This is a genomic window from Metabacillus kandeliae (assembly GCF_021166585.1).
GTDB classification, from domain to species: Bacteria; Bacillota; Bacilli; order Bacillales; family Bacillaceae; genus Metabacillus_B; species Metabacillus_B kandeliae.
Genome location: NZ_JAJOZE010000002.1, coordinates 48179 through 68936, shown reverse-complemented (window position 1 = coordinate 68936; position 20758 = coordinate 48179). Strand labels below are relative to the sequence as shown.

Annotated in this window: 17 protein-coding genes; 12 read left to right on the top strand and 5 right to left on the bottom strand. The window is 45.2% G+C overall.

Going from position 1 to position 20758, the window contains the following annotated elements; translation table 11 throughout:
• The first annotated feature begins 11 nt into the window (after nt 1–11).
• Nucleotides 12–839 (top strand): carbohydrate ABC transporter permease, encoded by an 828-nt coding sequence (locus LRR81_RS07345; protein ID WP_231788701.1) that lies wholly within the window; start codon nt 12–14, stop codon nt 837–839.
• A gap of 30 nt (nt 840–869) precedes the next feature.
• Here the strand turns inward: LRR81_RS07345 and LRR81_RS07340 are convergent, their stop codons facing one another.
• On the bottom strand, nt 870–1643 hold the full coding sequence (locus tag LRR81_RS07340) for an alpha/beta hydrolase (protein WP_231788700.1): 774 nt from the start codon (nt 1641–1643) through the stop codon (nt 870–872).
• A gap of 129 nt (nt 1644–1772) precedes the next feature.
• Here LRR81_RS07340 and LRR81_RS07335 point away from each other — a divergent pair, with 129 nt between their 5' ends.
• The 8 genes from LRR81_RS07335 to LRR81_RS07300 all read left to right on the top strand — a co-directional run bounded on the left by LRR81_RS07335 (nt 1773) and on the right by LRR81_RS07300 (nt 12522).
• The gene (locus tag LRR81_RS07335; RefSeq protein ID WP_231788699.1) at nt 1773–2354 is read left to right on the top strand and encodes a YjgB family protein; all 582 of its coding nucleotides are present in this window, start codon (nt 1773–1775) and stop codon (nt 2352–2354) included.
• An 896-nt stretch (nt 2355–3250) separates the two neighbouring features.
• Complete coding sequence (locus tag LRR81_RS07330; protein ID WP_231788698.1) at nt 3251–3481, top strand: excisionase family DNA-binding protein; 231 nt, start codon at nt 3251–3253, stop codon at nt 3479–3481.
• 122 nt (nt 3482–3603) lie between these two features.
• A complete protein-coding gene (locus LRR81_RS07325; protein WP_231788697.1) occupies nt 3604–4998 on the top strand; it encodes a tetratricopeptide repeat protein in 1395 nt (464 codons plus the stop codon).
• A 20-nt stretch (nt 4999–5018) separates the two neighbouring features.
• A complete protein-coding gene (locus LRR81_RS07320) occupies nt 5019–5846 on the top strand; it encodes a GNAT family N-acetyltransferase (RefSeq protein ID WP_231788696.1) in 828 nt (275 codons plus the stop codon).
• Nucleotides 5847–6248: 402 nt separating this feature from the next.
• Nucleotides 6249–8981, top strand: coding sequence for a dynamin family protein (locus LRR81_RS07315; RefSeq protein WP_231788695.1), 2733 nt, complete (start codon nt 6249–6251; stop codon nt 8979–8981).
• 256 nt (nt 8982–9237) lie between these two features.
• Nucleotides 9238–10074 (top strand): pyrroline-5-carboxylate reductase, encoded by an 837-nt coding sequence (proC, locus tag LRR81_RS07310; protein ID WP_231788694.1) that lies wholly within the window; start codon nt 9238–9240, stop codon nt 10072–10074.
• 34 nt (nt 10075–10108) lie between these two features.
• Nucleotides 10109–11239 (top strand): glutamate 5-kinase, encoded by a 1131-nt coding sequence (gene proB / locus LRR81_RS07305; RefSeq protein ID WP_231788693.1) that lies wholly within the window; start codon nt 10109–10111, stop codon nt 11237–11239.
• Between the two features lie 14 nt (nt 11240–11253).
• Complete coding sequence (locus LRR81_RS07300) at nt 11254–12522, top strand: glutamate-5-semialdehyde dehydrogenase (RefSeq protein ID WP_231788692.1); 1269 nt, start codon at nt 11254–11256, stop codon at nt 12520–12522.
• A 77-nt stretch (nt 12523–12599) separates the two neighbouring features.
• Here LRR81_RS07300 and LRR81_RS07295 read toward each other — a convergent pair whose 3' ends face one another.
• On the bottom strand, nt 12600–13592 hold the full coding sequence (locus tag LRR81_RS07295) for an NADPH:quinone oxidoreductase family protein (protein ID WP_231788691.1): 993 nt from the start codon (nt 13590–13592) through the stop codon (nt 12600–12602).
• Nucleotides 13593–13808: 216 nt separating this feature from the next.
• On the opposite strand from LRR81_RS07295, the gene LRR81_RS07290 reads away from it, so the two are divergent.
• Nucleotides 13809–15062, top strand: a complete 1254-nt coding sequence (locus LRR81_RS07290; protein WP_231788690.1) for an alkaline phosphatase — start codon at nt 13809–13811, stop codon at nt 15060–15062.
• 296 nt (nt 15063–15358) lie between these two features.
• Here the strand turns inward: LRR81_RS07290 and LRR81_RS07285 are convergent, their stop codons facing one another.
• Together LRR81_RS07285 and LRR81_RS07280 are read right to left on the bottom strand one after the other, a co-directional pair.
• Complete coding sequence (locus LRR81_RS07285; RefSeq protein WP_231788689.1) at nt 15359–16231, bottom strand: YitT family protein; 873 nt, start codon at nt 16229–16231, stop codon at nt 15359–15361.
• A 71-nt stretch (nt 16232–16302) separates the two neighbouring features.
• Nucleotides 16303–16842 carry a dihydrofolate reductase family protein gene (locus tag LRR81_RS07280; protein WP_231788688.1) on the bottom strand — a complete coding sequence of 180 codons (540 nt, stop codon included), beginning with the start codon at nt 16840–16842 and terminating at the stop codon, nt 16303–16305.
• Nucleotides 16843–16932: 90 nt separating this feature from the next.
• On the opposite strand from LRR81_RS07280, the gene LRR81_RS07275 reads away from it, so the two are divergent.
• Nucleotides 16933–17868 carry a helix-turn-helix transcriptional regulator gene (locus tag LRR81_RS07275; protein WP_231788687.1) on the top strand — a complete coding sequence of 312 codons (936 nt, stop codon included), beginning with the start codon at nt 16933–16935 and terminating at the stop codon, nt 17866–17868.
• A 61-nt stretch (nt 17869–17929) separates the two neighbouring features.
• On the top strand, nt 17930–20191 hold the full coding sequence (locus LRR81_RS07270; RefSeq protein ID WP_231788686.1) for an FUSC family protein: 2262 nt from the start codon (nt 17930–17932) through the stop codon (nt 20189–20191).
• A 28-nt stretch (nt 20192–20219) separates the two neighbouring features.
• Here LRR81_RS07270 and LRR81_RS07265 read toward each other — a convergent pair whose 3' ends face one another.
• Nucleotides 20220–20699, bottom strand: a complete 480-nt coding sequence (locus tag LRR81_RS07265) for a hypothetical protein (protein WP_231788685.1) — start codon at nt 20697–20699, stop codon at nt 20220–20222.
• Nucleotides 20700–20758 lie beyond the last annotated feature (59 nt).

Genomic DNA, 20758 nt, shown 5'->3' with positions numbered 1-20758 from the left:
AGGGGAAATCTATGAATAAAAAGCCAGGTATCCTGTTTTATGTCTTGCTCGTTGTCTTTGTATTCCTTGTGATGTTTCCTTTCTTGTGGATTCTGCTTGCCTCTATTAAACCGGCGACAGAATTGTTCGGCGATAAAGCATTCACGCCGTTTACCGATAACCCAACGCTGAAAAACTATATCTCAGTCTTTTTCAACTATCCGTTCTCCCGCTACTTATGGAACAGCTTTGTCGTAGCTTTTATTACAACAATCTACACCGTTTTTGTGGCATCTTTTGCTGCCTATGCCATTGCAAGGCTGCAGTTCTGGGGAAAAACCTTTATCCTCGGATTGGTGCTGTCGGTTACCATGTTCCCGCAGATTGCCATTATCTCGCCAATCTATATTATTATGAAAAACCTTGGACTCACAAACTCTTATCTTGGATTAATTATCCCTGATACAACGATCGCCCTTCCGCTTGCAATCTGGATTCTCGTGACCTTCTTCAGAAAAATCCCGTTCGATCTGGAAGAAGCAGCGAAAATTGATGGAGCAAGCTTAATGCAGACCTACTGGAAAGTCATCCTGCCGCTTGCGACACCGGGAATTTTCACAACAGCGATTCTCGTGTTCATCGCAGCATGGAACGAATTCCTGTTTGCCTTAACCATCAACACAGAAACAAATTACAAAACTGTACCAGTCGGAATTGCCCTCTTCCAGGGGCAGTACACGATCCCATGGGGTGAAATCTCAGCCGCAACAGTTGTGGTAACTGTTCCGCTTGTTATTCTTGTTCTGATCTTCCAGCGACGGATTGTTTCAGGGCTTACTGCCGGGTCTGTCAAGGAGTAAAAAAAGAGGTGCAGCAAATGCTGCACCTCTTTAATCGTTCAGAAGGAAGGAAAGAACCTCTGGCATCCTTTTTCTGAAGTAGGTGTACTCGTGAAGAGCACCCGGAATAATTTCATAGCGCAGTTTTACTTCTTTTTCCTTCAGTAAACTATAAACCGTTCTGTTCCACGAGAGACATTCCTGGCTGATGCGGTCATCGTCTCCGCCTTCATTTGTTCCGCAGTCCATGTAAATTTTTTCGATGCCGGAAAGGTCGCTTTTGGCGATCAGCTCTTCCATCTCCTCCTGGTTCCGGTAAAAGGCAGGTGAAAGCAGAGCAGCTCTCTTGAAAACGCCTGGATAGCGGCAGAAGATATAGGCCGTAATCATGGCGCCAAGCGAGATGCCTGCCATATAAGATTTCCCGGGATCTGTTTTGTAGGTCTGATCCATATAGGGCTTCAGTTTTTCAGTGACAAACTCTGCGTACTCTTTGCCTTTTCCGCCTGAAGGGTCCCTGAATCTGAGAATACTTTCACTGTAGGCCCCGTTTTGCCATGGACAATACTCATTGACTCTGCCGTTTGTTTCCCTGCTGCTGTCAATGGCAGCGACAATAACGTCAAGATCTTTTTTTTCGAGGTATTCCTGCAAGCCAAGAGAAATGCCGCCGGACGCTTCCTCATCCAGAAAAACATTCTGGCCGTCGTGCATATATAGAACAGGGTAGCTTTTTCCGCTGGTTTGGTACTCTTTTGGAAGATAGACAGTCACCCGCCGGTCTGTCCCGAAAGCATCAATTTTTATGGTAAACGGTTCAAGCATTGGAGGAACCCCCTAGTAAGTTATGAAATCATTTTACCCTTTTATTTGGAATTTGTCTGGGAATTTCCCTGTAAAATTATGTTTGGATTTGATAGATTGTGGAACCAGTATAGAGAGGAGGCGATAACCATGCAAAAGAAAGCCAAACAACTCATCTCTGCTTCCCTTGTCACAGGTACTGTTCTTGCTGGTACTGCCTTTGGATTAACTGATGGGAATGCAGCAGAAGCAAGCCAAGTGAAAGTTACCGCGCAAGCCAATGAGGATCAGGGTGCCATTAACACGGCAAACAGCCTTTACAATTCAGCCTTTAAAGGGCAATTTCCCAAGGTTGTGGAAGGCCTGAAAATCGGCGTCAGCACAAAATCGGACGTTTACAAAAAAATCGGTACACCTGAAAGGCCTGCCAGCGGCAGCAGCTCTTTTGATGTCTACTCGGCAAATATGGGGAATCCGGGATATGCTTTTTCCTATAACAGAAACGGCACCATTAAAGAAATCCGCTATTTCGGAACAAACGTAGAACGGCAAACAAACCTCGGACGTGTCACTCCTGTTTTATTAGAAAAGCAATTTGGACTGGCAGATGAGATCCGGAAGGTGCCGGGAACAGGCGAGAAGGATTATGTTTATAAAACCGGCAAGTATGAGGTGCAGTTTATTATTAAGCAGGACGGGACAGCTTCTCATGTGAATCTGGTAGAACGATAATAAGAGTAGAAGCAGCGGGGGTTCCGCTGCTTTTTGTTTTGGGAAAGAGCGGAGGTGTGGGGAGAGGGGTTTTGTGGCTGGAGTTTGATAAATTTAGTAGTTTTAGTGAATATGCAGGACCCGGGGTGGGGAGGCAAAACTAGGTTTTGCGTGGTGAAAAATGAGTTTTGTCCCTCTGTCACAGGCTCGGATAAATTAAACGGTGTTTTGGTGAATATAAAGCTTAGTTTGGCGAATATGAAAGGGGTTTTGGTGAATATAATCTCTGTTTCGGTGAATATGGGCAGTGCTGAACCCGGGTTGGGGAGGAAAAACTAGGTTTTGCGTGTTGAAAAAGGGTTTTTGTCCCTCTATCATAGGCTCGGATAAATTAAACGGTGTTTTGGTGAATATAAAGCTTAGTTTGGCGAATATGAAAGGGGTTTTGGTGAATATAATCTCTGTTTCGGTGAATATGGGCAGTGCTGAACCCGGGTTGGGGAGGAAAAACTAGGTTTTGCGTGTTGAAAAAGGGGTTTTGTCCCTCTATCATAGGCTCGGATAAATTAAATGGTGTTTATGTGAATATAAAGCTTAGTTTGGCGAATATGATAAGAGTTTTGGCGAATATGAGCTCTGTTTCGGTGAATACGGGCAGTGCAGGACACGGGGCAGGGAGGCAAAACTAGATTTTGCGTGTTAAAAAATGAGTTTTGCGTCCCTAGGAAAGGCCTGGATAAATTAGATGAGGTTAATGATCCTTCATTCGGCGGATATAATATGGAGGTTGGCGAACCCAATTGCCATTTGCCAGCAATTGTCCATATCTGTACGTTGACGTGTGCTGTGCCATAAAGTAAGATTTTGATGAGAATGATATAGAAGACGGCAATTTTTTAGAATTGGGGTGAAGAGAAATGTATCTGACAATTAAAGAAACAGCGGAGCATTTATCATTGCCTGAGGATTATATTGAAAGTCTTGTGGTGCAGAAGAAAATTCGGGCGCTGCATGATGGACAGCAGTACCTCATAAATAAGGAGCAGTTCAATTCGCATCATGAACAGCTGGAGAAGGCAAGAAAGCAGCTGGCAGAGTGGCAGAATGAGCCGATTCCGGAGGATCCGGATATTAAAGACGAAGATTAAAATAAGATGCAGAAAGCTTGTGCGGCAAATAGCCCTCAAGCTTTTTCTTTTTCGTGTGTCCTGAAAGTGCTAATATAAAGGTAGAACCATATTCCGGATGAATCAAACATGGAGGGGATAGAATGAACCGCCAGGACCAATGGATAACCGTTACCATGAATGATAAGCCGAAAAGATGGAAGGCTGTGCAGATGGCTTTTCATAACCGAATGAAAATTATTGAGGCGCTCGATGAAGAGAATGAGCCTGCCTATCTCTATTTTTACCTTAATAAGTTTTTGCTCGCGAAACAGACTAAGCCGAAAGAAGGCTCCCGCCTTTCCTATGCTTTTCAGCACGGAATTACGGTTGAGGCTCCGCATCCTCTCATTGCCTCGTGCCTTGAAGAAAATCCATCCCTTTCTGTGAAAACAGTCAAGCAAGTGTTCAAGCAAATGACAAAGCAGTACACTCCTCAAAAAACAGCCTACCTGCTGACTTATTTTGATTCCTTCCTTTCAGCAGAAAAAATTACGGAAATTATAAAGAAGTTTTTCCTCGATTTTAGAAGAAACGGGCAATTCCGCCATGCTTATCAAATGGTTATGGTCCTTCTGGCCATGGATCCAAAAAACAAGTGGGGCCAGGATATGGCCAATCAGATGAATTTTCAAAAATACAAAATGCTGTATGAAGGCGCACCACAAAGCTACATGGAGAAAGACCCGCTGTATGCTGAAATGCAGCTGTTTGAAAAAAGGACGGACAGCATTTCACTGGCTGCCCTCGAAGCCTATTATAAAGGCAAAGGACGCTGGATGGACCAGCTTGCTCTATACATAGACCGCATTCGGAATGATCAGAGCGGCTCTGATTTTGATTCCTATATAAAGCTTGTATCAGCTCATTATTCTGCTGATGAAAAAGCATTGCTGCTGTGGGATTCTTATAAAAAAGCCGTTAAGGACCCCAGACTATTGCAAGAGCTGCTTCAAGCATTTCTTCATCAGGGGAGAGATGAAGATGCCATTAATCTTTTGTCAGAACAGCCATCATTATCTCCTTCTCAATCCTTGCAGCTGGCAGAGCTTCTTGAAAAAGACAGTCTTGATTACGGGCAAATCAATCTTGAGCAGCTTCAAAATTGCCTGATAGAGCTGCAGGGAGCTGAACATCAGGAGAAAATTCTCCGGACGCTGATTCCGGCCCTGTTAAAAACCTGGGAGCTATCAGCTGTTCACGAATGGCTGAAGCCGATCGCTGCAGCCCACAGCAAGCTGCCTGTGCTGAAGCAATTTCAGTCCATGATAGCGATGCAGGATGATCCGGAGCAGCAGCTTTCGCTTGGCAAGCTGTACTTTGAGTATCACCTTTACCAGCAGGCGATTGAATGCTTCAGCTGGGAAATGGAGCTCAGGCCTGATGATCCGGCGCCTGTGCAGTGGCTGATGAAAGCATACCGTGATATCGGGCAGATCGAGGAATCGAAAAGCTACATGGCGCTTTATACAACCATGCAGAAGTCCACTTTAGCCTGACTGCAATAGGAGGGATTCCCGTGACGGAACTGATTCTATATGAAAGCCTTGATTCTTTTAAAGCGGCTGTCATCCCTTTTTTAGAGGAAGATGAAGCGGAAAACAGCCTGATCCTGGGTCTGCTGATGAACGCCGGAAGCGAAACAATCCCTTATTTAATGGCACTGGCAAGAGAAGATGGACAGCCGGCTGCCGTGCTTTTTCAAACCATCCGCCGCCAAATTGTGATGAGCAAGCCAAGAGGGCTGAATGCTGAGAAGTTCGTTTCTGTTCTGATGGAAAAAGTAAAGGAAATCCCTGGGCTTGTTGGCGAGAAAGAATTTACGCTGAAGCTCTCAGAGAAAATTGCTGCAGCTTACGGAACTGATGTGAAAATCAGGATGAACCAGCGCCTTTATAAAATGACAGAGGCGAAAATAGTGCCAAGTGAAAAAGGCCGGCTTGTGAAAGCTGACAGGCGGGACCTTGATATGATTACTGACTGGATGTATCAGTTCGGAAAAGAAACAGGAGATCCGTTAGACAGATCGGAAGCTGAAGAGAAAAGCCGTGAATTTTTGCGGCGCCAAAGCCTTTATGGCTGGGAAGCAGGCGGCAGGCTCGTCTCCATTGCCAATGCAGCCCGCCCTACAAGACGGAACATTACCGTCAACTTTGTCTACACGCCGAAGGATGAAAGAAAGCAGGGCTATGCGACAGACTGTGTTGCAGCGCTCTCAAGGCTGCTGTTGAACAGAGGCTATCAGTCCCTGACCCTTTATACAGATCTTGATAATCCAACGTCGAATAAAATTTACACCAATATTGGGTATGAGCCTGTTATGGATGCAGTGGTAATTTCATTTTAGTGCTGCTGGAGAGAAGGCGGGAGCTGTTTTCATAGTAAGTGATGCTTGATTTGGCGGTTTATGCGCGGGTTATCGGAGTTTATGAGCGGGTTTCCTGATTTATGCGCGTTCTTCCCGGTTTACACACAGCATCCCCGCTTTCAAACAGTTTTCCATCTATAAATTTCTAGCCCCAGCCTCCAGCTGGGGCTTTCCATTCCCCCGCACAATCTGCCAATGCTCATAAAAACCTTCCAAATTTAGATAAAATTATTACAAAATCGGCTGATTCTGTAGCTTAATTGACATCCATCTGACACATCTCCTTAAAAATCTCTGATAAAATACAAGAATAGATACAGATGTGTGAAGAAGCACCGGACAGGGAAACAAAGACAGAGATTATATATTGCGGAGGGTCTTATGACAGAAAATCAATTGAGTCAAAAAACCTATTTTGAAACATTTACGGTAGATAGGGCGGAAATGAATCCTGTTCAGCTGCTCGGCGATCTGCTTGCAGCGGCACAAGAGGAAAATCCCGCAGAGGTATCGCATATCCGATTTGCACAGGGTGAACTTTATTTTCATTATAAAGATTACGAAGCGGCGATTTTTAAGTGGGAAAACATTGCGAACGAGCAGGAGATGTGGGCGAAAAAGAATATGGCGGATGCCTATGTGGAAATGGGCTTTCTGCCGACAGCGCTTGATCTGTATAAAGGAATTGAATCAGAGAGCACAGTGCTGAATATTGAAGTTTCCCTGCAGCTTTTTTCTTTATACATAGAACAGGGAAAGCTGGATCTTGCCGTACAGGCGATTAAAAAAGCGGTGCGGCTTGATGCGGATTATCAGAATATTGCTTTTGTGGCAAAGGCCTTTTTTGAGGAGAATGGTGACTGGAGCAATGCTGTTGAACTCGCTGTAAGCGAATGTATCCGGACGGAGTCCATCCAGTGGTATGACATATTGAAGCTTTATATTGAAGAAGGACATGCATCGCGGTTTCAGCCTTCTTATTTTAATGAAGCGCTTGTTACACTTTACGGAATGGATGCGGCTTATTTTGAATCCTTTACATTGGCTCTTTGGAAAAGCTACAGCCTGAACAGCGAGCGGATTCAGTGGCTGAATAATTTTAACACCCTTTTTATAACGCTTGAGGCGAATACCTCTCATGAATGGCGTGAGCTTTCAAGGCTATATAAGGAAACGTATTTCGAGCTGATTTCCGGCGATTATAAAATCCGCGAAATTTCAGAGACTGTTCCTGATTTATTGGTAAATTGGCTGAAGGTGGCAGACAGGGCGCATATTCTTTATGCTTCAGCCGCTGTGCTTGCCTGGAACGAACTGTTTCCTTCCACACTGCAGGCAGCTGTTGTTCATGATGCGGAAAGCCTTGTGTACCGTAACCGCGAGTTTCCGCGGAGTCTCGAGGAGGTGCTTGTTCTTCTTGAAGATGTGAAAGGCTGGGCGCGGAAAAATGATATTGAAGCAGGCGGCAAGCTCAACTGGATGGCGCAGGAGCTGCTAAACTTTAATGTGCATCATTTGATGGTGGCAGGGGTTTCAGGAACTGGAAAGTCTTCTTTTATCAATTCCATTCTTGGGGAGAATATTCTTTCTGAAGGCACCTCTTCCGTTGTTCTTGTGAAAGATGCGGAACAAATGGAGATCAATGAAATTGCGGATAATGAAAATATGGAAAGACTGCTGGAGTCAGACCCGGCTGCGCTGCTGACAGAGAAATACGGGATGGATGCCGACAGCACATGTGTGGAGTATAAGCTGCCTTCTGACTTTTTAAACAGCACGGGCATTTCGATTTTGGATACGCCTGGATACAGCTTAAGATCGGCTGTTCGGGAAGATGTATCTGATTTTCTTTGCCTTGCGGACAGCCTGCTGTTTGTCTTATCGGCAGATGCGCCTTTTACCGAGCATGAGCTGGAGATTTTATTGAAGCTGAAGGAGCAGGAGCCTGATATGCCTGTTCATTTTCTGCTGAATAAAATGGATACAATTTATGATGAGGCAGAAGCCGCTTTAATGCTGGATCAAACGATTGAAAGAATCAGGCCGTTCTTCCCTGAAGCAAACGTGTTTGCCTTTTCGTCCAAATATAAAAACAGCCAGCAGACAGAGGATTTTGGAGACTTTTTGAAAGGCAGCCTGCTTCATAGCCGGATGAAGGGAGACAGGTCAGACAAACTGCTTCTTTTCATCAAAAAAACGATCACGCATCTGCTTTCCAAACGGACAGAGCGCGAGCATGCCCTGAATCATTCCATCACCTGGAATGAGGAAATGGTGAGCAAGCTGAAGGCCGGAATCAACCAGCTGGATGATCTTGAAGGCGAAAAGATGATGAGCATTCAAAAGCATTTCCGCGTTCTGCGCAAGGAAATGGAAAAGAAAATGGCATCGGATATTCCTGCCCTTCTTCAAGGATGCTCCAAAAAGATCCGGGAGGACAGCGACTTTACAAGGATCCATCTGCAGCTTAATGATGAAATGAACCAGGTGATCCAGGAGTATCTTGAAAATCAGCTGCTGCCTTCTTATTATGCAGCTCTTCAGGAATGGATCGGAACGTCTGAAGGAGAACTTCTGGACAGCCAGCTGTTTTTGAATGAAATGAGCGAAGGCTTTAATGCCATGTATAAGGAAGAGCGGATTGTGCTGCCGTGCGACTTTAAAATTCTTGAAGACTGGAAGCGGGATACAGAGCGGCTGACAAGCGGGGCGCGAATCGGGCATATCAACATTCTGCTTCGCCATACGCCGGCACAGCTGCTCTTGAAGGGGGCAGGAAAGCTTTTTGGCGCCATCTCCCAAAACAAAACGATGCTTTACAACAGGTACACGCAGTTTATTGAAAACGACCCTTATGAAGAAACAACAGATGAAATTATCAGCAAGTTCATGGCGCCGTTCGAGATGTTTGAAAAAGCACTTGAAAGAGATATTGTTCTCTTTTTCAAGCATCCGTCTCTTAATCTGAATGAGCAGGTTGAACTGACTCACGAGGAAATCAGATCCAAGCAGGATCAGCTGTCAGGCATGAAAGATGGAATCGGCATGTTCAATGAGGCAGTGAAACTGTTTGAATTGAGAACAAGGCAATATGAATGGATGATTATCGGGTAAATCGGAAAACCAGCCAAACATTGGCTGGTTTTTTTGATGATGACAAATCGTCAATCCTGTTTAAATGCTCTGAGAGCCGATTAAATCCCTTTAAACGGAATCCTGTTAGTTTTTCTGCCAATGTTAGCGATTTCACAGACTATCTGGCTCTATCCCTCCACACTTGCTTCAAAACCCTTGAAATGATCCTCAGATTTGTTAGTATAAGAACCGTTGTTTTCATGTGCGAACGGATTACAAATGAGGGGGAGATATCGTGCTAGCCAATAAAACAGTTGTCTTTTTAGGAGCCGGATCAATGGCAGAGGCCATGATTTCCGGAATGGTCGAAGCAGACATCGTACCAAGAGAGCAAATTATTGTCTCCAACAGAAGCAATAAAGAGCGGTTGAAAGAATTGAACGGAAAATATGGAGTGCGCGGTTTGACCCGCGAGGAGCTGGCATGTGAAGAGGCGGATCTTTTTATTTTGGCGATGAAGCCAAAGGATGCCGAGGCCGCGCTTGATTCCATTAAAGACGAGCTGCAGCCTCATCAGGCATTGCTTTCCGTTCTTGCCGGCATCACAACAGATTATATGGAAGAACGCTTAGGAACTGGGAATCAGGTGATCCGGGTCATGCCGAACACTTCCAGTATGATCGGCGAGTCGGCAACAGCGATTGCGCCTGGAAAATACACCAGAATGGATACAGTGATGGATGCGAAGGAGCTGCTCCGGTCCATCGGCGAGGTTTTTGTTCTGGAGGAAGATCAAATGGATCTTTTCACAGGCATTGCCGGAAGCGGTCCGGCTTACTTCTATTATTTAATGGAACATATTGAAAAAACGGCGAAAGAAAACGGCATGGATCCGGAAGCGGCGAGAAAAATGGGCGCGCAGACGATTCTTGGGGCGGCTAAAATGATGCTCTCACAGGAGGATTCGCCTGAAGAGCTCAGAAAGAAGGTCACTTCGCCGAATGGCACAACTCAGGCTGGCCTAGAAGCCCTGCATGAATATGGCGGAGGAGAAGCCATTTCACAGGCAGTGAAAAGCGCCGCAAACCGGTCCAGAGAACTGAGCGAACAACTGAAAAAAGCGATGGTCTAAAAATACCACTACGATAAAGTTCAGGAGTGATACAGTGACGGAAGCAAACAATCGAAAGAAGCGCATAGTGATTAAAATCGGAAGCAGCTCTCTGACAAGCCTTCATGGCGAAATCAGCAGAAGAAAACTCGAACGGTTTACAGATGAAGTCGTCAAGCTGAAGGATGAGGGCTATGAAGTCCTGCTCGTCTCTTCTGGAGCCGTTGCAGCAGGCTACCGGAAGCTTGGCTGCCTTAAGCGTCCCGAGACGCTCCCTGAGAAGCAGGCAGCAGCCTCAATTGGACAGGGCCTCTTAATGGAAGCTTACTCTGAGCGGTTTCTGTCTCACGGGTATGTGGCTTCGCAAATCTTGATTACAAGAAGCGATTTCAGAGATGAATCACGCTATGAAAACGCGCGGAATACGGCGAACGTTCTGCTTGAAAGAGGGATTGTCCCAATCGTGAATGAAAATGACACCATTACAGTTGACCGGCTGAAATTCGGCGATAATGATACACTTTCTGCCAAGGTGGCGGGACTTGTTGATGCGGATCAGCTGATTATTCTGTCAGACATTGAAGGGCTTTATGATGATGACCCTAGAAAAAATAAAGATGCAAAGCTTCTTGAAATGGTGCCTGAGATTACACCGGAAATTGAAGCTGCAGCAGGCGACACTGGAAGTTCTGTCGGAACAGGCGGAATGAAATCAAAAATTGATGCCTTTAAGATTGCCATGGCATCAGGCATACCGGCATTCCTCGGAAGGGCTGGAGTTTCAAATCTGCTTGTAGATGCAGTGGAAAACAAGGCAGCTGGAACCTATTTTGAACGTCCTCGGGATGCTTTCAATCTTGATCATAAAAAGCAATGGATTGCCTTTAATTCAGGGCCTGAAGGTGAAATTATGGTGGACAGCGATGCGAAAGCTGCGATTTTGGAACGAAAAAGCGGTCTTTTGACAAGCCAGATCCAAGCCGTACAGGGCAAGTTTAAAAAAGGCGCTGTCGTCAGAATCTTTTCACCTGATGCGGAAGAAATCGCCCTTGGAGCAGTCAAATACTCTTCAGAGGAATTAAAAAATTTGCTGAAGATTGAAGATGATGAAGGGAAAAATGGGCAGGCAGTAAGCATTGAAAACCTTGTTTGCCATCTTGATTTAGCTATGCCAGCTGGACTATAAAAAGGAGGGATTGGGTGACGTTAGCATTGAAACGTCAGCATGCAACTGTTGAAGAACAAGCAAAGAAAGCGAAGAAAGCGGCCAAAACATTGAGCGGCCTGACAGAAGAGGAAAAAAATCAGGCTCTTCATATCATGGCTGATCAATTGGAAAAAGAAACGGTCTTTATTTTAGAAGCAAACAAAAAGGACCTTGAAAATGGACGTGAAAAAGGGTTTGAAGATGCGTTTATGGACAGGCTGTCTCTTTCTGAGGAAAGAATTCAGAGCTTTGCAGAAGGACTGAGAGAAGTCGCAAAGCTTGAGGATCCAACTGGCGATGTTCTGTCAGAATGGACGCTTGCAAACGGCCTTGACGTCAAAACGGTCCGTGTTCCGCTTGGTGTGATCGGCATGATTTACGAAGCTCGTCCAAATGTAACAGTGGATGCGGCAGGGCTTGCGCTTAAATCAGGCAATGCGATCGTGTTAAAGGGCGGCTCCTCTGCGATTCATTCTAATGCTGCTATATCAGCTGTCATGCATGAAGCGCTTCAGGATACACTTATTCCAAAAGAAGCGGTGCAATTTATTGCGAGTACAGACAGAGAAGCAACAAAGCAGCTGTTTACAATGAAAGAGCACATTGACGTGCTGATTCCAAGGGGCGGCGGCGCATTAATCAAGGCAGTTGTGGAAAACGCCACAGTGCCTGTGTTAGAAACAGGTGTAGGGAACTGTCATATTTACTTCGATAGGGAAGCAGAACCGAAAAAGGCATTGGATATTCTGATCAATGCCAAGACAGACCGTCCAGCTGTTTGTAATGCCGCAGAAACATTGATCGTTCACGAGGACTGGCTGAAAAAGCATCACCAGGAACTGCAGGCAGCGCTTGAGGAAAACGGAATTCGCGCCTATGGTGATGAACCTGTGCTGGACATTCTACCGAATGCCTCTCTTGCCAATGAATCAGACTGGGAGAATGAATATCTTTCACTGGCGATTGCCATTAAAACCGTCAGCAGTCTCGAAGAAGCTGTAGAGCACATCGACCAGTACGGCACAAAGCATTCGGAAGCGATTATTACTGAAAATAAAGAAACAGCCGCAGCCTTTATGAGGCTCGTCGATGCTGCAGCACTTTATCATAATGCCTCTACGAGATTTACAGACGGCAGCGCGCTTGGATTTGGCGCTGAGATCGGCATTTCCACCCAAAAGCTTCATGCAAGAGGGCCGATGGGCTTGCCGGCGCTGACAACCATTAAATATATGATGCTCGGCAGCGGGCAAATACGGTAATAGGAAAAAGGAGCTTGGATGAACAAGCTCCTTTTTTACCTTCAAGAAGGAAGAGTCAGCTGCCAGAAGACCAGCAATCACGAAAATTTGACCAAAATCCGGCCTCTCACCTTGCTGTCCAGAATCCGGTCCATTGCGTCAGGAAGCTCTTCCAGTGTGATTTCTTTTTCTACCATCTGCTGAAGAGCTTCAGGCTTAAGGTCATCTCCCATTCGTTTCCACAGCTTTTCGCGGATTTCCATTGGACAATAGACGGAATCAATGCCAAGCAGGTTGATTCCTCTTAAAATAAACGGGAAAACAGAGGTTGGCACGTCACCGCCAGCTGTAAGCCCGCTTACTGCCACTGAGCCGTGCTGCTGGATTTTGCTCAGCACGGACGCAAGCGGTTTGCCGCCGACTGGGTCGACTGCTCCTTGCCAGAGCTGTTTATCCAATGGTTTTAATTCTCCGTTATACACATCTTCTCTAGGAATAATTTCATTCGCGCCAAGCTCGCGCAAGTAGCCGTGCTCTGATTCCTTTCCTGTGCTTGCTGTCACGTCATATCCTCTTTTGGCGAGAATCGCTGCAGCAATGCTTCCAACTCCGCCAGTTGCGCCTGTTACAAGCACTTTCCCTTTTTCAGGAGCGAGGCCGTTTTCCTCAAGCCGCTGCACTGAGAGGGCTGCAGTAAAGCCGGCCGTTCCGAAGATCATGGCTTCCTTTAATGACAATCCTTCAGGAAGAGGAACAATCCAGTCGCCGGAAAGTCTGGCATACTCACTGTATCCGCCGTAATGGGATACCCCGATTTCATAGCTTGTGGCAATAATCTCATCCCCTTCTTTAAAGCGGGAATCCTTTGACGATACGACAGTTCCTGACATATCAATACCAGGGACGAAAGGATAATTTTTGACAATATTTCCGTTTGCCTTGCCAGCGAGACCATCCTTGTAATTGACCCCTGAATAGCTGACTTTGACAAGAACATCCCCCTCAGGCAGGTCATCCACGCTTAGTTCTTTGACGTCTTTTGTTACCTCATCGCCTTGCTTTGCAAGCACTAAAGCCTTAAATGTGTTCATGGCTAGCTCTCCTTTCCAGATACTTTTCTTAGAGTGTATTGGTTTTCCTTTTTACCGGTCAAATGATTAAGGCTGCAAAATCGAAATAAATAGAATAATAGGACTATATTTACAATTCTGACACATGATAGACTTCCTAATATTACATCTTTTTTAAACTGCCTTAATACTTTTCCACTAACCTGTAGTAGACAAACAATTAAGGGAGTGAAGGAAATGGGAAAGAAGAAAAATGCTATGGTAAAAGCTGCATTGTCTCTGGCTCTAATTTCAAGCCTTGGGTTTAGTCACGGTGCAGATGCCAAAGGAAACAGCAAGCAAGCACAGCCTAAGAAAGCAAAAAATGTCATCGTATTCGTCGGGGATGGAATGGGTCCAGCTCACCGCGAAGCGATCCGTCTTGCGGCTAAGGGACTTCAAGAAGATCTGGAAATGAACAAAATGCCTTACTCTGGAAACGTTCACACGAGCTCAACAACCGTTGTAACAGACTCTGCAGCCGCTGCAACAGCTATGGCTTCAGGAGTAAAAACATATAATGGGGCAATCGGGGTAGACCCGGAAAAAAAGCCTGTCAAAACGATCTTGGAAATGGCTGATAAAGCCGGAAAATCAACTGGTCTTGTCACAACAAGCCAAATCACTGATGCGACGCCTGCCGCATTCGGTGCGCATGTATCAGACCGTTCGAAGCAAAGCGATATTGCGAAGCAGTACCTTGAAAACAGCCGTGTGGACGTTCTTTTAGGCGGCGGTGAAGACTTCTGGTATCCCGCTGGAAATGCAGGGAAGTTTGAGGACAAACCTGCAAAAGACCCTTCTGAAGCAAGCAAAGGCACACAGGGCAACCTTGTGAATGAAGCAAAGAAATTAGGCTATTCTTACGTTACAAACCGACGCGACCTGATGAAGACAAAGAATAACAAGCTGCTTGGCCTTTTTGCCAACGAAGAAATGTTTGAACAAAAACCTGAAGGCGAAGGCGACCTTTACAATCCGGTCGTAACCCTTCCTGAAATGACAACAAAAGCAATCGATACTTTGTCTCAAAACAAACGAGGCTTCTTCCTGATGGTAGAGGAAGAAGGAATTGATGAAATGTCTCATGAAAACAACGGCAAGCTGATGCTGAAAGCAGGAGAACAGCTTGATAAATCCGTACAAATCGCCAAAGAATATGCGAAGAAGCACCCTGATACACTGGTACTTACTGTTGCTGACCATGAATGCGGCGGCCTGACAGTAGAAGGTGTAGATTCAAAGGATGAAAGCGGCGACGGCATCTCCAAAGAAGACGGTCCGTTTAACATAGCAGATTCTCAAGGGCAATTTGTTATTGACTGGACAACTTCCGGCCACACCGCTTCCAATGTACCGCTCACTGCAATGGGCCCTGGCGCTGACAAGCTGTCTGGCACATATGAAAATACTCATATTTTCGATGTACTTAAGCAAACAATGAAGAGATAAGTAAAAAGGAGCCTTTCGGGGCTCCTTTTGCATTTGGTTAAGTGCAGAAAAGCGATCCGCCGATATCCAGGGGAGAGTGTTCGATATAATAGGAAATCCGCCGACATCTCGAAGGAATCCTCCGATATCAGGCAGCTGCTCTGCCGCAATAAGTGGCTCACAGTAAAGAAGTGCTGCGCCCAGATCAAAAGAAAGCAAAAAAACCGGCCCTTAGTTAATAAAAGGGCCGGTTTTATCATGGGAATTAACAATTCCTGATCATAGAAGCAATCAGCAGATATGTTGCCTGTCCTAACTTAGTGAATGTTGCGTTTTCTGAAGCTGCCGCCTTTTACTTCGACAGTGTCGTAGACGGTAACGAAGGCTGTATCGTCGATTTCATTGATGATTTCTTTGATTTTGGTTTCTTCGAGGCGATTGATGACACAGGTGATTTCTTTGAACATTTCATTTGAGAAGCCGCCGTATGCTTTTTTATAGGTTGCACCCCGTCCTAAACGGTCGCGTATCGTTTCGATCATGATTTCAGGCTGAGAGGTAATGATTTGGAAGGTTTTCGTTCCGCTTAGTCCCTGTTCCACGATATGGATGACTTTTGAAGCGATATAATAAGCTATGGCTGAAAGGAAGGCTCCCTTTAGTCCGAATACGATTGAAACAAAGATAAAAACAAAAGCATTCAGGAAAAGGATAAGATCACTTGTCCCAAACGGCAATCTCCGGGAAAGCAATACAGCGAGCATATCGATTCCATCCAACGCACCGCCATTACGCAGTGCCAAACCCATTCCAAAACCAAGGATAATACCGCCGACAACGGTTATTAGCAGGGTATCTCCTTCAATAATAGCGGGAGTATAATACATGAGGTGTGTACCAATTGCTAGGGAGGCTATACCAATAACAGAAAAAATTGCGAAGGTTTTTCCAATTTGCTGATAGCCTAACCAGATAAAAGGGATATTTAAAATGGTGATCCAGACACCAAGAGGTAAACCGAACAGTTCTGAGCCAACAATGCTGAGGCCCGTTACGCCGCCATCTGAGACGTGATTCGGGATAAGGACTGTTTCCAGACCATAGGCTGCGATGAATCCGCCAATAACGACCATTAATCCGCGCACCAACAGCCTGAGCTTAGTATTCTTTATTTTTTTCCTATCGTGCATATAATTCCTCATTTCTAAAATATATTTTTCCTACTCTAAGTTTACCATAAAAAGCATCAAGCCATCGATTCTCAGCTATTGAGCGGTTTACTTTTAAGCCTTTCATAAGAAAGCATCACAATTTGGCCATATTCCTTTGTACCTGTCAGCTTCACATGCTGTTCTTGGAATCCGCTTTTAAATAAAGGGATTCCTTTTCCAAGCAGTACTGGGATAATGGCAATCATATACCTGTCTACTAGCCCCTCTTTCATGCAGTCATGCAGAAGGTCAGATCCGCCGACCAGCCAGATATCCTTCCCCTCTTTCGTTTTCAAATCCTTCATCAGTTCTTTAGGAGAGCCTTCCCAAAATACGGCATGCGCATCCTTTCCTTTCTTTTTGCTGGAAAAGACATAGCATTCCTGCTCTTGATAAGGAAAGGGCATATCAAACCCTAAAACCTGATCATATGTTTTTCTTCCCATAATGACAGTATCTATCGTTTGCATGAATTCTCCGTAACCGTTGTCTCCTTCACCTTCTGCTGCTTCAAGCCAATCAATGGCCCCATCTTCCCGTGCGATGTAACCATCAAGACTCATCGCAATGTACAATACTGTTTCTCTCATTTTGCATTCCTCCTTTTTTGTTTCTGCTGTTATGATAGCGTTAAAATATGACAGCTTGTGACATAATTAAAAGAAAAGGAGCGGCGGCAGATGAATAAATCAAAAAGGCTGTTTGAGCTATTTCAATACATTAATCAGAGAAGTGCTTTTACAGCAAAAGAATGTGCTGAGGAGTTCGGGGTTTCACTTAGAACCATTCAGCGGGATTTGGAAGAGCTGAGTACGTGGGGTGTTCCTTTTTATTCAGAACAGGGCAGGGCAGGAGGATACAGGATGCTGAATCAAAATCTGCTGCCTCCCATTCGATTTACGGCAGATGAGGCGATCTCCATCTACTTTGCCTATGAATCCCTTTCTTCTTACCGTTCCCTGCCTTTCCAGATTGATATTCAGTCGGCGCTGAAGAAATTTTATGGTAATCTGCCTGCGCACAGTAAAGAGAAGTTAGACAGGCTGAAACATGCGGTGGCTATCCGGACGCCGCATTATAAAATGATTGAAGCGCCTCTTCTTGAAAAAATTACAGATGCCGCCTTGTCTAAAATGGCTGCCGTCTTGGAGTATGATTCAAAAAAAGGAATCAGAAATCACAAGGCTGTTCCTCTCGGCATTTATTCGGAAGCAGGGTTGTGGTATGTCCCTGCTTACTTAATAGAGAAGGGGAAAATTCTGCTTTTCAGGGCAGACCGGATTCTTAATTTAAAAGAAATAGAACCATATGATGGAGACATTCCTTCGCTTGAAGACTTTCTGAATCAGGCTGAGGAAAAGGGAGACGTCTTATTTGATATTGCTCTTTCAAAAGAAGGGGTCAGGCTCTGCAGGAGTCATCCGGTTTTCCAGAACTGGCTAATTGAACAGGAGGATGGCTCAGGGTTTATTCGCGGCCATTTGGACAGCAGCGAAATCCCTTTTACATCAGCGCTTTTGCTCGCCTTAGGCAGTGAGGCGAAGGTGCTCAGGCCTGCAGAGCTTCAAGCGGAAATAAAGGAACAGGCAGCAGCGATCCTGAAATTGTATCAATGAAACAAGCGGTTTTTTTGTTAAAAAGCTCTAAATGGATTAACCTATAGATATGAGAAAAAATATGAGAAGCTGGCAGATGCAATTTTACTGGCTTGCCCGCCTTTTTGCTTCAGATCCCGGTTTAAAGCGGTTTGAGCAGGCGGGCAAAGTTATATTAAGCGTAATGTCGTCCGTTTTTACTATGCTGCTCCTGCTTTTCATTTTTCAAGGAAAAGCAGTACCGGCAGCCATTATTGCAGGGGTACTCGGCATGATGGGGATTTTAACTGTTGCGGATGATACAGAAAAACAGAAAAAAATCACCACCCTGCTCCTGCCTCTCGCGAGCATCACGGCTGTAACACTGGGTTCCTTTCTTTCCGGATATGGACATCTTGTGGATGCCGTCATTTTGCTTGTGGTTGTCCTGGCCTTTTATTTGCAGAAATATGGGGCAAGATATTTTTCGATCTGTATGGTCGGATTCATGTCGATCTATTTTGCGAGCCTCCTCCGCCTGCAGCCGGCACAGCTGCCATGGCTCTTTGCAGGTATCTTAGTCGGAATAACATTTGCTTTCCTTTATAATTTTGTGTTTTTTAAAACAAATCCTGAAAAGGTTTTAAAAAGAAGCATAAGATCCTTTCACACTCAAACGAACCTCGCTTTCAGCCTGATTCTTGAGATGATTAAAGATCCTGTTACAAAGCCTGAAAGAATCCGGAAGCTTATCAATAATGTAAGAAGACTGCGGGAATATGCCCGGATGATTTCGGGAGATTTATCATCGGCAGAGGTTCACAAAGTTTGGCCCGGGGTCTCGACAAACCAGCTGCGCCTTTACGTTTTTGATTCAGAGATGCTGACAGAAGCTTTAACAGATGCCATTATCAAGCTCAAAAGCAGCCATGCGCTGGAATATACAGAGCTTCGCAGACTGCTCGTCTGGGTAGTGGAATCGATCCGGAATGCGGAGGTTCTGGCTGAGGAATATGAGACATTCCACCTGCAGGAGGCGGAAAAAGCACTTCAGGGCATCAGATTTGCACTGAATGACCTTTATACTGAAAAGGAACAATCAGGGGAATGGCTTTATTTGGTGCAAAGAATTGAAACCATTGCCAATCACGTCATTGAAGGGGCCTTCAGCATTCAGGAGGCCATGAATAAAAAGCTTTCCGGCAATGAACTGAGGGAATACCTCCTGGATGTGAACAGTGAGGCAGCGGAGCAAACAGACGAAGAGGAAGATCAGGAAGACAAAGAAGACAAAGAAGATAAATACAACCTGCCGAGAAAAAAAGCTCTGCAGGCCCTTGTCGCCGGAGCGATTTCCATTGTGCTCGGCTATTTGCTGACATCAACCCACCAGTACTGGATTCTTCTGACCGCTTTTATTGTGCTTTTGGGAACAGAGTCTGTCGGAAGAACGTATATTAAAGCCTTTCAGCGTTCCTTTGGGACAGTGCTTGGCGGGATTGCAGGCTTTGGCATGGCTCTTGCTGTGGAAGGCCAGCAAGCCCTGCAGCTGATCTGTTTGTTTGCCAGCATCTTCCTGGCCTTTTATCTTTTCCAGGTTTCCTATACATTGATGAGTTTCTTTATCACGATGATGATGGCTCTCATGTATGATCTGCTTCTCGGCGGTGTGACGCTTCAGCTGCTTGGCGCGAGGGTCCTTGATACGATCATCGGGGCAGGCATTGCTTTTGTTGTTTCCTACTGGCTATTGCCGGTCAGAACAAAAGACAAAGTGGCCGATCTATCAGTTGAGTATTTAGAGGATCTGAAAAATTGCCTCAATGAATACATGAATCATTTGTTAAGCGGGGAGCAAACCTTGCTTGATTTTACAAATACAGCTTTTGAAATGGATCAGAAACTGGAGGAAATGAAAAACCATACAAAGCAGATTTTCCGGAGAGCCGGCTCTTTGGATCCTTCCGGCTTTTCCAAGTGGATAAACACCCTTGGCGCTGTCCATTACTATGCAAAGCATTTGGTGGCTTCTTCAAACAGGACGCTGAAAAGAGAGCAGGCGCCTGAATACAGACTGGCCATTCTTCATATTAAAGATGTGCTTCAGGGAAATATTGATATCATTACAAGCCTTCTCGCCAATGAACGGAATTCAGCAGCAGTCAGAGGGCTTGAGAAGCAGCGGAAAACGATTGAAAAAGGACCTGAAACAGATGGGAAAAGAGAGCATGCCCAAATTCACCTGCTGCACTACCTTTATTATATTTGGCCGATTAACGAAGCCTTGCTTCAGCTTGCCGAGGATCTTGGCGCTGCAAGGAAGGATCTTGAGGAAGAGCAGGAAACAAAAAGACACAGCAGCTAATATAGCCTGCTGTGTCTTTTTCAATTGATCAAACCTGCCGTCTGAAACCTTCATCCATCAAATAATCCTCCGCCTCTTCATAAGAACCGAAAGCAGCTTCAAGGTTTAAACCGGTATAGACGTTCCACCATTCATCCTCATAAACGAGAAGAAGTGTTTGGTTGTCTTCTCCGATCCACCGCTGTTCTTCGCCTTCACCAATGATGGCACTTTCCTTGGCAGCATCTGAGTTTTCGGAGAGGGAGCTGATGGAATCCTTGATTATTTTTCGAAGCGCATCTTCAGAAAAGTCTCTGATATTGATAAAGCCTCTTTCATCTGTCTCAGCATTCTTCAGGTGCCCGCCGAAGACAAATCCGTTACCGTTCGGGTGCAAATGCTGAATCACCACTTTTTTATCAAACACACTATCAGGATAGTGGAAGTTGACTCGTTTCAAGGATACATCTTTTCGTTCCAGCTCAGGGAACGATTCGGCAATCGCCAGTTTTTCTTCAAATGTTAGCATCATAGCAGCCTCATTTCTTAATGGGTTCCTCTATTATAGCATGTTGTCCATCCATAAGA